The 11,072-nt window shown below is 62.5% G+C and carries 9 protein-coding genes; 2 read left to right on the forward strand and 7 right to left on the reverse strand.

Annotated features, from left to right (window positions below):
* Positions 1-178 precede the first annotated feature (178 nt).
* From HGI47_RS16960 to HGI47_RS16970, 3 genes are all read right to left on the reverse strand, one after another.
* Positions 179-937 (reverse strand): TonB family protein, encoded by a 759-nt coding sequence (locus tag HGI47_RS16960; RefSeq protein WP_168853967.1) that lies wholly within the window; start codon positions 935-937, stop codon positions 179-181.
* Positions 938-1,315: 378 nt separating this feature from the next.
* Positions 1,316-2,536, reverse strand: coding sequence for a UbiH/UbiF/VisC/COQ6 family ubiquinone biosynthesis hydroxylase (locus HGI47_RS16965; RefSeq protein WP_168853968.1), 1,221 nt, complete (start codon positions 2,534-2,536; stop codon positions 1,316-1,318).
* Entirely contained in the window at positions 2,533-4,212 is a 1,680-nt protein-coding gene (locus tag HGI47_RS16970; protein WP_206066259.1) for an alkaline phosphatase family protein, read from the reverse strand. Before HGI47_RS16970 ends, HGI47_RS16965 begins: the two co-directional genes overlap by 4 nt.
* Before the next feature lie 121 nt (positions 4,213-4,333).
* On the opposite strand from HGI47_RS16970, the gene HGI47_RS16975 reads away from it, so the two are divergent.
* Complete coding sequence (locus tag HGI47_RS16975; protein WP_168853969.1) at positions 4,334-6,379, forward strand: protein-disulfide reductase DsbD; 2,046 nt, start codon at positions 4,334-4,336, stop codon at positions 6,377-6,379.
* A 113-nt stretch (positions 6,380-6,492) separates the two neighbouring features.
* Here HGI47_RS16975 and HGI47_RS16980 read toward each other — a convergent pair whose 3' ends face one another.
* The 3 genes from HGI47_RS16980 to der form a co-directional block, all read right to left on the reverse strand.
* On the reverse strand, positions 6,493-7,266 hold the full coding sequence (locus HGI47_RS16980; RefSeq protein WP_168853970.1) for an SDR family NAD(P)-dependent oxidoreductase: 774 nt from the start codon (positions 7,264-7,266) through the stop codon (positions 6,493-6,495).
* 77 nt (positions 7,267-7,343) lie between these two features.
* A complete protein-coding gene (locus HGI47_RS16985) occupies positions 7,344-7,769 on the reverse strand; it encodes a DUF983 domain-containing protein (protein WP_168853971.1) in 426 nt (141 codons plus the stop codon).
* An 8-nt stretch (positions 7,770-7,777) separates the two neighbouring features.
* Positions 7,778-9,160, reverse strand: coding sequence for a ribosome biogenesis GTPase Der (gene der / locus HGI47_RS16990; protein ID WP_168853972.1), 1,383 nt, complete (start codon positions 9,158-9,160; stop codon positions 7,778-7,780).
* Between the two features lie 124 nt (positions 9,161-9,284).
* On the opposite strand from der, the gene HGI47_RS16995 reads away from it, so the two are divergent.
* Positions 9,285-10,076, forward strand: coding sequence for a CHAP domain-containing protein (locus tag HGI47_RS16995; RefSeq protein ID WP_240950254.1), 792 nt, complete (start codon positions 9,285-9,287; stop codon positions 10,074-10,076).
* Positions 10,077-10,202: 126 nt separating this feature from the next.
* Here the strand turns inward: HGI47_RS16995 and mmsB are convergent, their stop codons facing one another.
* Positions 10,203-11,072 (reverse strand): 3-hydroxyisobutyrate dehydrogenase, encoded by an 870-nt coding sequence (gene mmsB, locus HGI47_RS17000; RefSeq protein WP_168853973.1) that lies wholly within the window; start codon positions 11,070-11,072, stop codon positions 10,203-10,205.

Genomic DNA, 11,072 nt, shown 5'->3' on the forward strand with positions numbered 1-11,072 from the left:
CGCTTTTCCCGAGGTTACAGGCTACCACGCGAGTCTGTGGCTGAAGCCAGTATCCGACTGAAGTCGGAGGGGTTCCTCCTTGCTAGAGGACTCTAAATTGCCAAGTTTACTTCCCGAAAGCAGACATCCGTCTTGACGAAAGGTTACTGCAAGAGTCGCCCCCATCACACATCGTAATTCATCTCTTTAGACCAGCTATTTCGAAGGTCACTGCGATCTTACGGTTTTTGCCATCGGGGTCTGGGTCAAATTCCTTCGCGCCCACAGTAATTGGACCGCTACAGAGGTCAGAAGATTTTCCCATCCAGTCACGAGTGACTTCAGCTTTGCATGTTGTAATTACCCCAGACGCAGAAATACCTGCCGTTGCGCTTGTAATGATGACTCGGTCCTCGTCCAATCGCTCAGGAATTGCGATAACTGATCCTTCAACTTTAATGGCGAGTGTCAGAGAAATGCTTTGATAACTCGTCAATGTTGCCGGAAGAAATTTATCGGCAAGGACGTCGATCATTTGGGGATTACATTTCGGATCATTATCATGATAGTTATACTTAACCAGCTCGCAGTTGGATAAGCGCCCATCACGCTCCACTGCAAATGTCAATTTGAACCCTTGCGTTATGAGTTTCTCCCGAGGAATTCTCCAAGTGACTTTCTGAGAGTATTTGGAGGTTGTCGCTTGGCCATTTTGATTTTTTGCGGGAGTGAACTGTGCGCGCTTCATAATAAGAGAGCAGGTGAGATTGTCGAGGCCGCTGTCGCCGGAAGACGACGTTATTGAGCAAGACGACGGCGCACCTTTTTCATCAACATTTATGGAGACGTTTATTGCGCCTTCTGTTGCAGAGGCTACGAAGTCCGTCGGATAGTCGCTTTGACTAAGCCACGTATGCGGATCAGTGCGTGGTATTGCTGATACTGCACCTGAAGTCATCGCAAATAATAAAAGCAAGTTCGGCCTCCGGCTAATAGCTGGAGGTTAAACACTGTAAAGAAATTTTAGGCGATCGCAACCAGTACCGCTAACGCTTGGACGGTGACGAAAGCAGTACCTCTGCCAGTAAGGGGCTGTTCACGACGATACTAGCAACGTCAGAAATGCAGCGTGATTGATGAAAATCTGACAGTCTAAATCCCACCCAAAACCAACCATCCAAACATCAACCTTCGCAATCCCAAAACCCGTCGTCCCGGACTTGATCCGGGACTTGGCTTTTCTTCTTCAGCGCTGGGCCGCAACAACAAGCCAAGCCCCGTGTCGAGCACGGGGCGACGGGTTTAGCGCGTTTGGCGCGGCGCTACGCCACCAACCTCACGCCGCGCGCAGCAGCTTGGGCAAATCCCCGCTCATCCCGCGCGCTTCATCCATGAACCACCGCTTCAGCGGCGCGGCCCGCTGCACGCCAGCCATGCCAAGGCGACGGATCGCGGAAGGCACCTTGCCCGGAATGCCGAACAGCCGGGTCAGCACATCGGTCGCCGTCGCCACCATGAAGGTATCGGCCGCGCGCCAGCGCTCATAGCGGGCGAGCAGTTGCGCATCGCCCACGTCCAGCCCCAGCCGAACGCCATCGGCCAGCACTTCGACCAGCGCCGCCACATCGCGCAGGCCCACGTTCAGGCCCTGCCCCGCAATCGGGTGCATCCCGTGCGCCGCATCACCGATCAGCGCCAACCTGTCCTCCACGATCTTCGCCGTGTGGTGGAAGTTCAACGGATAGGACGAACGCGGGCTGGCAAGGTCGATCTGGCCGAAAATGCCGTGCATCCGGCTCGACACTTCATGCAGGAACATCGCTTCGGGCATGGCCAGCACGGCGGCGGCATCCTTTTCCGCAACGGTCCAGACCAGCGCCGAGCGGTGTTTGCCATCTTCGCCATCCAGCAGCGGCAGCAGTGCGAACGGCCCCGCCGGATAGAACACTTCCCACGCCACGTTGTCGTGCGGCTTTTTGTGCGTCAGCCCGGCGATGATGGCGCGGTGGCCATAGTCCCACTTCGCAGGGGTGAACCCGGCCTCGTCGCGCGTGGGGGACTTGCGCCCCTCCGCCGCCACCAGCAGTCGCCCTTTCAGCACGCGCCCGTCAGCCAACGTAACGGCAACGCCATGTTCGCCGCGTTCGCGCGCCACCACCTGGCTGTTGGGGTGAAAGGCAATCGCGTCCTCGCGCGCGGCCACGGCATACATCGCAATGCGCAAATCGCGGTTGGCATACATCCGTCCCAGCGATCCGTCGTCAGCGCCGGGTTTGAAATCGATGCGCCCCGGCTTCATCCCATCGGTCACCGCAATGGCATCGATAGGGCAGCCTTTCGGTGCCAGTTCCTCGGCCATGCCAAGATTGGTGTAAAGGTTCCAGCTTGCGGTCGAAATTGCAGAAGCGCGCCCGTCAAACCCTTCGGCGGTCTGGGCCGCAGGATCGGAATTGTCGACAACGTGGCTGCTGATCCCGGCCTTGGCCAGTCCGATCGCCAGCGTCATGCCGACAAGCCCGCCGCCAAGGATCACCACATCTGCGTTCAGTTCATTCACTTGATCGCTCCACACGTATTGCCGGTGCCACCATCGAGATCGAGGCAGCGCCCGTCAAATGCACCTTGGGGGATCTTGAGGCCGATCCATGCCGCAAGCGATGGGGCGATGTCCACCGTTTCCACCGGGCTTGGCTGTTCGAAACCGTTCATGCCCTTGCGCCAGAACAGGATCGGCACGCGGCGGTCATAGTCCCACGGGCTGCCATGCGTGGCGACATAGCCCTTGCGCGCCTGCGGAATGGCCACGACCCCGCGCTTGAGCATCACCACGAAATCGCCCGAATGCAGCGGGTTATAGGATGCACGCGCGCGTTCGGCCAAAGTCCATGTCTCAGCCGAACCGGTCGGCATTGGCGTGGCGGCAATCGCTGCGGCAGACAGCACCGTTTCCACAAAGGGGCTGGTCATCAGGATGGCGCTGGCATCGTCGATGATCTTGCCCCGCAGCCCTTCGGCAATATCGGTGCGCAGCCAGTAATCGCCCGCAGGACCGTCCGACAAGATCAGCCCCTTCGGCTCCAAGCCATAGCGCTTGCCCAGCGTGGCAGAGAGCGCTTCGGCGGAAACTTCCGGCCCCACGCGCGATGCCTTGGCCAAGCCTTGTTCGTTCAGGCGTTCGGGCATGTCGAAACCGCCGTGGTCCGCCGTCAGCACAACGCCATAATCGATCCCGCGCTTGTCGAGGCTGGCGAAGAAATCGCCGAGCGCCAGATCGAGCTGGGTCAACTGGATGCACATTTCAGCGCCTTCGGTGCCGGTGCCGTGGCCAACGTAATCGGTGGCGGAAAGGCTCACTGCCAGCACATCCGGCACAGCGCCCTTGCCCAGCTTCTGCTCGTCCACCAGCTTTACCGCCAGATCAAGCGTGGCGCGGTCAAGCCGGGGCGACGTGCGGAAGCCATCGGCATCGCCCGCTTTCAGTGCAAAGTGCCCATCACCCACCGAAACCTCGCCCGCTTTCACCGCGCGGTCGGCACGGCGGCACAGCGCGGGAACAGGATATTCGCCTGCGCCCTTGGCCAGAACCCTTGCGATCTCGGCATTTTGCGCAATGGCAGTCGGCCCCGGCTCGCGCCCGGCCAGCGTGACGAACTGCTTGCCCTTCCACCAATAGACCTGATCGATATCGTGCCCGCCCATCATCAGCGCGCCGCGATCCTTGCCCGAAACGGCAATGTTGCGCGCCGCCGGATTGGCCTTCTTCATCCACTCGCCCAGCGTGGGCACCAGGAGATGTGCGGTAGAGGCCACATAGTCCTTCGATCCCGCACTGCGCTGCGCCACATCCTCGGCGCAATAGACCACCTTCGGCCCCACCGTCACCGACTGGTCGATCCATGAATTGGCGATGATCCCGGTGTGGGCCGGGCGATTGCCGGTAAGGATCGTCGAATGGCCGGGGCACGTTTCGGTCGCCGCATGGCTCTGAAAGCCTGCCGGGAACACCGCGCCCTGCGTCAACCGCGCGAATCCGCCGGTAAAGTGCTGGCGATACTGCGCAAAGATGTCGGCAGAGAACTGGTCGATGGAAATCGCCACGATCAGCCGGGGCGCATTGGCCGGAACCTGCTGGCTCACGGCAGGCGCGGTTTCCTGTGCGCTGGCGGGAAGCATCGGCAGGACGGTTGCCAGCAGAACGGCGGCAAAACGGGACAGGCTTTTCACGCGGAACATACTCCTATGGGCAAGTGTGCTGGACTCAGGCCAAAGCCAGCCGTAGGACGCCCAAGAGCGCTACGCATGGCCCCGCTTGCGCTCTGGTTCAAGGGGCCTTTTTTGGACTTGTGCCCCCGATATGCCGATCAGCGAAACGGCCCGGATCAACATGTTGCGCACTATAGCGATGTTTGTGACGGCGCTGTTGCTGCTCACCTTTTCCTCTGCTCGCGCCGCGCCCAACCATGTGCAAACCACGCTGCTGGCAGAAGGTCCGGCAGAGCCGGGTGGTACGGTCACGCTGGCGTTGCTGATGCAACCGGAAAAGGGCTGGCACGGCTATTGGTCCAACCCCGGCGATGCAGGTTATGGCCTGACGTTGGACTGGACTTTGCCCAAAGGAGCCAGCGTCGGCGCGATGCAATTTCCGGTGCCGCAGACCTTGGTCATCCAAGGCCTGATGAACCACGTCTACGAACATGACTACGCCGTCCTTGTGCCGCTTAGCCTACCCGTAGGTGCAGTTCGGAACACCACGCTGCCGATCCGCGTCAAGGCGCAATGGCTGGCCTGTACCGATACGATCTGCGTGCCCGAACGCGCCGAATTGCAGGGCACCATAACGGTCGGCGCCGGCCCGAAGGACGCGCGGTTCGAAGGTTGGCGTGCAGCCCTGCCCGCGCCGCTCGACCGTGCAGGCACATTCGCGCTTGGTGCCAAGGCTCTGCGCATCGCCCTGCCTTTTCCCGCTTCGGCCCCGCTGGACACGCCGCACCTGTTCCTGTCGACGGAAGGACTGGTGAACTATGGCGCGCCGCAGCGCTTCTTCCGCGATGGCGACACGCTGATCGTCGAAGTGCCCCTCGCCGCCTCCCCCGCCCCTGCACAGAAGGTCGAAGGCTTGCTGGCGATGGGCAAGGACGCTGGCGGCATCAGCTTCACCGCTGCGCCCGGCACCGTGCCAACGGGCGGCACGGAAGTGGGCGGCACCGCCAGTTTCTCCGCCGCTACGCTCGGCCTTGCACTGATCGGAGCGTTTCTTGGCGGGCTGATTCTCAATGTGATGCCCTGCGTCTTCCCGATCCTCAGCCTCAAAGCGCTGGCGCTGGCACGCGGCAATTCGCACAATGCCCGCAGCGAGGGACTGGCCTACACCGCAGGCGTTGTCCTCGCCTGCCTTATGCTCGGCGGTCTGATGCTGGCCCTGCGCGCAGGCGGGGAACAGGTGGGCTGGGCGTTCCAGTTGCAGGAACCCGGCGTGGTCGCCGTGCTGCTGTTGCTGGCCGTGGCGATCACGGCCAATCTCATCGGCGTCTACGAACTGCCCGGCCTTTCGGTTGAACGCGGCGCAGGAAATTCTGGCGCGTTCGCCACCGGCCTGCTCGCCGCTTTCGTCGCCACGCCCTGCACCGGGCCGTTCATGGCCGCAGCAATGGGCGCAGCGTTGGTGTTACCAGTCTGGGCCGCGCTGGGCGTGTTCGCGGCGCTGGGGCTGGGTCTTGCCCTGCCCTTCCTGCTGCTCGGCTTCGTGCCCGCGCTGCGCCGCCTGCTGCCCAAACCCGGCGCGTGGATGGAACGCTTCCGCCGCTGGATGGCGCTGCCGATGGGTCTTACGGCTCTGGCACTGGGCTGGCTGGCATGGCGCGTCGGCGGAGCAGAGTTTGCCGCCGCCACCGTGGCCATCGCTGCTGCGCTCGTCGTGCTTCTTGCTTTTGCGGGCAAGGGCCAGCGCCGAGGCCACGCGGTAATGGCGTGGACGCTCCCCGCAACGCTCCTGCTGGGCGCGGGCGCCTTCGCCGCAACCCCGCATCTCGCCACGGCAACCGCAGGCGAAAGCGGCGGCATCCTCGCGGCGAAACCCTTCTCCGAGGCCGCGCTGGCCGAGGCACGCAAGGCCGGAAAGCCCGTCTTCGCCCATTTCACTGCCGACTGGTGCCTTTCGTGCAAGGTCAACGAAGGCACATCGATAGAACGTGAAAGCACCAGGGACGCGTTCGAAAAGGCAGGCGCCGTGGTGCTGGTGGGCGACTGGACGCGCCGCGATCCCGCGATCACGAAATTCCTCTCTACCCAAGGCGCAGCAGGCGTGCCGCTCTACCTGTGGTATCCCGCCGATGGCGCTAACCCGCGCCAGTTGCCGCAAGTGCTGACGCCCGACATGCTGGCAGAATTGCCCGCGCAGTAGCCTCCAAGACACACCTTGCTCCCCCGCGCAGGCGGGGGCCTCAGGCGGCTTCCACTGATGTTGCGTGATATCACCGAGGCCCCCGCCTGCGCGGGGGCGCGCAGCTTTGGGCCTTACAAACTCTGCCCGTCATCCACCGAAATGAACGTCCCCGTCACCTGTCGCGATGCGTCCGATGCAAAGAACAGCATCATGTCGTCCAGCGCCGAAATCTCTGTCAGGCGCTTGCGCGGCCACGATGCAACTTGCGCCTTGCCACCATCGGTATCGAACCACTCGCCATCGATCTCTGTGCGAATATAGCCGGGCTGGATCACGTTCACATTGATCCCCAACCGCGCCCATTCGCGGGCGAACTGCCGCCCCAGATGCTGCACGGCCAGTTTGGTCGCGGCATAGGCGCTATCGCCCTGCGCGGTCATCTGCGCGGTGATGGAACCGGTCAGGATCACCCGCCCCTTTTCCGATTGCTTCGATCCCGCTGCGATCATCCGCCGCGCCCCTTCGCGCGCGGTCAGGTACACGCCGTTGAAATTGGTATCGACCACCCGGCGCATCGCATCGGCGGACAAATCGACCGAGCGCCCCGCATCAACGATCCCCGCATTGGCCACCACCACGTCGGGCACGCCGATAGCTGCTTCTGCCGCATCGAACGCCTCGATAATCGAAGCCTCGTCCGTCACGTCCAACGCAACGGCCAGCGCCCTTCGACCTGCGTCATTGATCTCGTCGGCCAGCGCCGCCACACGATCAATCCGACGCGCGCCGATAACAACAGCGGCACCCGCAGCCGCATAGAGCCGCGCGAAATGCGCTCCCAGTCCTGACGATGCGCCCGTGATCAGCGCAATGCGGCCTGAAAGCGAATAGCGGGGTGTTTCCATGATCCTCTCCATTTCTGACCAGAGGATTTAACCAATTGCTTAACACGCGCAAGCTCTGACTTGGCGCAGGCAAAAAGCTATTTCAGCCCGGCTTCAGCCCGGCCCGGCCTTGCCGCAAAGCCCTGCAACCCCAGCCACCATTGCAGCGCAATCACGCCACCCTTGGCCGGCTGCAGAAAGGCCGCCAGCAGCGCTACAGCCATCACCGCAACGATCAGCATCATCGCCCACCCCGGAATCGCCGGGTTAAGACCCAGCTCGATAATCACCGGGGCCATGATGTGCCCCGTAAGCAGGATAGAGATATAGGGCGGAAAATCGTCTGCGGCGTGCAGCGTCCAGTTCTGGCCGCACATCCGGCAGCGCCCTACCGGCTTCAGAAACGCCGCGAACAGATGCGTGCCGCCACAACGCGGGCACTTGCTTTTTACCCCGCGCCACAGCGCCCCGCCCAGACCTTGCGGAAGCGAAGCGCGGTCAATCGGCAGGGCAGCATCGGGCATAGCGGGGCCTACTTGGCGAAGGGGTTCTTGGGGCTGCGCAATGTCAACCGGATCGGCACGGCATCAAAGCCCAGCTCGCGGCGAATGCCGTTCACCAGATAGCGCCGATAGCTTTCGGGCAGTTGATCCAATCGCGTGCCAAACAGCACGAAGCCCGGCGGGCGCGTCTTGGCCTGCGTGATATAGCGCAGCTTGATCCGGCGCCCACCCGGCGCGGGTGGCGGATTGGCGGCCAGCGCATCGTCGAACCAGCGATTGAGTGCAGCAGTCGCCACGCGCTTCGACCATGCGGCGCGAATCTCGAACGCAGCCTTCAACAGCTCGTCCAGCCCCTTGCCGGTGCGACCGGAAATCGCCAGCAGCGGCACGCCGCGCACTTGCGCCAGACCATCTTCCAACGCGCCACGGATACCTTGAAACAGGCCCGAAGGATCTTCGGCCACGTCCCACTTGTTGATCGCGATCATCAGCGCGCGACCTTCTTCGAGCACCATCGACGCGATCTTGAGATCCTGATGCTCCAGCCCGCGCGTAGCATCGAGAACCAGCACGACCACTTCGGCAAAATCGATGGCGTGGCGCGCATCGGCCACCGAAAGCTTTTCCAGCTTGTCGGTCACTTGCGTTTTCTTGCGCATCCCTGCCGTGTCAATCAGCCGGACCGGGCGGTAGCCCTCGCGCTCTGGATCGAACCACTGCCAGTCGATCGCGATGGAATCGCGCGTGATACCGGCTTCAGGCCCGGTCAGCAGGCGGTTCTCGCCCAGCAGCTTGTTGATCAGCGTAGACTTGCCCGCGTTCGGGCGACCGACGATGGCGAGCTTCAGGACGGATTCGGGATCGAACTCCTCCTCGTCGCCGTCAACCTCGTCGGTTTCGTCCTCTTCAACCTGCTTCGGTTCCAGATGCGGGCGCAGCGCTTCGAACAAATCGGCAAGGCCCTGCCCATGTTCGGCCGAAAAGGCCACCGGCTCTCCAAAGCCAAGCGCGAAGGCATCGTACAGGCCCGAATCGCCTGCTCGCCCTTCGGCCTTGTTGGCCATCAGCACGATGGGCACGCGGCTCTGGCGCAGATAGCGGGCAATTTCCTCGTCCAGCGGGGTCACGCCCGCGCGCGCATCAATCACGAACAGTGCAACGTCGGCGCCTACCAGCGATGCTTCGGTCTGCTGGCGCATCCGGCCCGGCAGGGTATCGGGATCAAGATCTTCCCAGCCTGCGGTGTCCACGATAGTGAAATCGAGGCCGAGCAGCGTCGCATCGCCAAAACGGCGGTCGCGCGTAACGCCCGGCTGATCGTCAACCAGTGCGAGTTTTTTGCCGACAAGTCGGTTGAAAAGCGTGGACTTGCCCACATTGGGGCGTCCGATAATGATAACCTGAGGGCGCATCCGCCTCCCGTGGCTGTTCCTGCGCGTGAACGCAAGGGGCCGATTAAGTCAGGGTGTTTGATTAGGCCGCCATTAACCAAGGGTAGAAGGCCTGCCATAACCAAAGACCCGCATAACCCCTCACATGAGGGAAAAGATCTGCCGCATTGCCGCACTGATGGCGTTCGCCCTGCCCGCAACGGGTGGAAACGCCGCAGAACTAAGCGATTTTTCGCGATCCACGGGTTCATTCACCGCTGACCGCGAATCACTCCCCTACCTGCAATGCGTGCCTTATGCGCGGCAGGTCAGCGGCATCCAGATCTATGGCGATGCGTTAACCTGGTGGGGTCAGGCAGAAGGCCGCTATGCACGCGGGCGCAAGCCGAAAGCGGGCGCAGTTATGAGTTTCGCGCCCTATGGCCGGATGGAACTGGGCCATGTCGCCGCTGTCAGCAAAGTGATCGATTCGCGCACCGTGCTGCTGCGCCACGCCAACTGGTCGGTGATCGATGGTCGGCGCGGCCAGATCGAAGACAATGTGCGCGCGGTGGATGTATCGGACGCGAACGACTGGTCAGAAGTGCGCGTCTGGTATGCCCCCATCGGCAATCTCGGCACTACGGCATGGCCGGTGAATGGGTTCATCTATCCGGAAAAACCCGGCAAGCAGAAAGGCTTCACGCTGCTGGCCGCAACGCCGGTGGTGAAAGCCAAAGCCGCCGAAGCGCCGCGGTCGCTGGTCGGGGCGGATTTTCTGAAAGGGGTTCGCCCAGAAGTGGATACGAAAGCGGCGGCGGTGCGGAGGCAACTGTCCTACAGCTACAGCGCCCCCAAAGCCTCGCCGCAACCGCAAGTAGCCAACCGCCCTGCGCGTACGAACCCGGCGCTGGCAGACGACCCGATTGGCCGGATCATCGCCGCGAGAACACGCTGACGGGCAGCCCGCAAACAAACCTGCGCCCGCGCGAAGGCGGGGGCCTCGGGGGTGTTACGGAACCTTGAAGTAAAACGATTAAGGCCCCCGCCTTCGCGGGCGCGCACCATTTGCCATCGGCACTGGTTACAGCGACTTGATGATGGCGGAGAAATCCAGCCCCGCGTTGCCCGCATCGGCAAAAGCCGAATAAAGCTCCTCGGCGCGCGCGCCCATCGGCACTTGCGCGCCCGCATCCTTCGCCGCCGCAATTGCCAGCTTCAGATCCTTGAGCATCAGCGCGGTGGCAAACCCGCCCTGATAGCCATTGTCAGCCGGGCTTTGTGGCCCCACGCCGGGAACCGGGCAATAGGACGTCATCGACCAGCACTGGCCCGAGGCTTTCGACGAAATGTCGTAGAACGTCTGCAGGTCCAGCCCCAGCTTTTCCGCCATCGCAAAGGTTTCGCAGGTGGCGACCATCGATGCGCCCAGCAGCATGTTGTTGCAAATCTTGGCCGCCTGCCCCGCCCCGATGGCCCCTGCATGGATCACTGCCTTGCCCATCGCGGCAAGGATTGGCTCTGCGCGGGCAAAGGATTCGTCTGTCCCGCCGACCATGAACGTCAGCGTGCCGCCGTTGGCCGCTGCGATGCCGCCCGAAACCGGAGCATCGACCATCTCGTACCCTGCGGCGTTGGCGACAGCGGCAACCTCGCGCGCAGTGGCGACGTCGATGGTCGAGCAATCGAGCAGCAGGGCAGACGTTGGCGCGTGACCGATCACATCGGCGCTGTAGACCGCATTCACGATGGCCCCGTTGGGCAGCATCGAAACCACGGCATCGGCACCCTGCACGGCCTCTCTCACCGAGGTGTAGGTGGTGCAGCCGTTCTCCTTCGCACGGCTTAGCGCTGCTTCGGCAAGATCGAAGGCGTGGACATCGTGGCCTGCTTTGACAAGGTTCGCGGCCATGCCGCCACCCATGTTGCCAAGGCCGATGAATGCGATTTTCAT

Source organism: Novosphingobium sp. ERN07, assembly GCF_012641335.1.
In the GTDB taxonomy this organism is placed as follows: domain Bacteria; phylum Pseudomonadota; class Alphaproteobacteria; order Sphingomonadales; family Sphingomonadaceae; genus Novosphingobium.

Excerpts from the sequence above, each read along its gene's own strand:
- HGI47_RS16995 (WP_240950254.1), top strand. The coding sequence starts at position 9,285 with ATGAGGGAAAAGATCTGCCGCATTGCCGCACTGATGGCGTTCGCCCTG.
- der (WP_168853972.1), bottom strand. The coding sequence starts at position 9,160 with ATGCGCCCTCAGGTTATCATTATCGGACGCCCCAATGTGGGCAAGTCC.
- HGI47_RS16980 (WP_168853970.1), bottom strand. The coding sequence starts at position 7,266 with ATGGAAACACCCCGCTATTCGCTTTCAGGCCGCATTGCGCTGATCACG.
- HGI47_RS16975 (WP_168853969.1), top strand. The coding sequence starts at position 4,334 with ATGCCGATCAGCGAAACGGCCCGGATCAACATGTTGCGCACTATAGCG.
- HGI47_RS16970 (WP_206066259.1), bottom strand. The coding sequence starts at position 4,212 with ATGTTCCGCGTGAAAAGCCTGTCCCGTTTTGCCGCCGTTCTGCTGGCA.
- HGI47_RS16985 (WP_168853971.1), bottom strand. The coding sequence starts at position 7,769 with ATGCCCGATGCTGCCCTGCCGATTGACCGCGCTTCGCTTCCGCAAGGT.
- HGI47_RS16960 (WP_168853967.1), bottom strand. The coding sequence starts at position 937 with ATGACTTCAGGTGCAGTATCAGCAATACCACGCACTGATCCGCATACG.
- mmsB (WP_168853973.1), bottom strand. The coding sequence starts at position 11,072 with ATGAAAATCGCATTCATCGGCCTTGGCAACATGGGTGGCGGCATGGCC.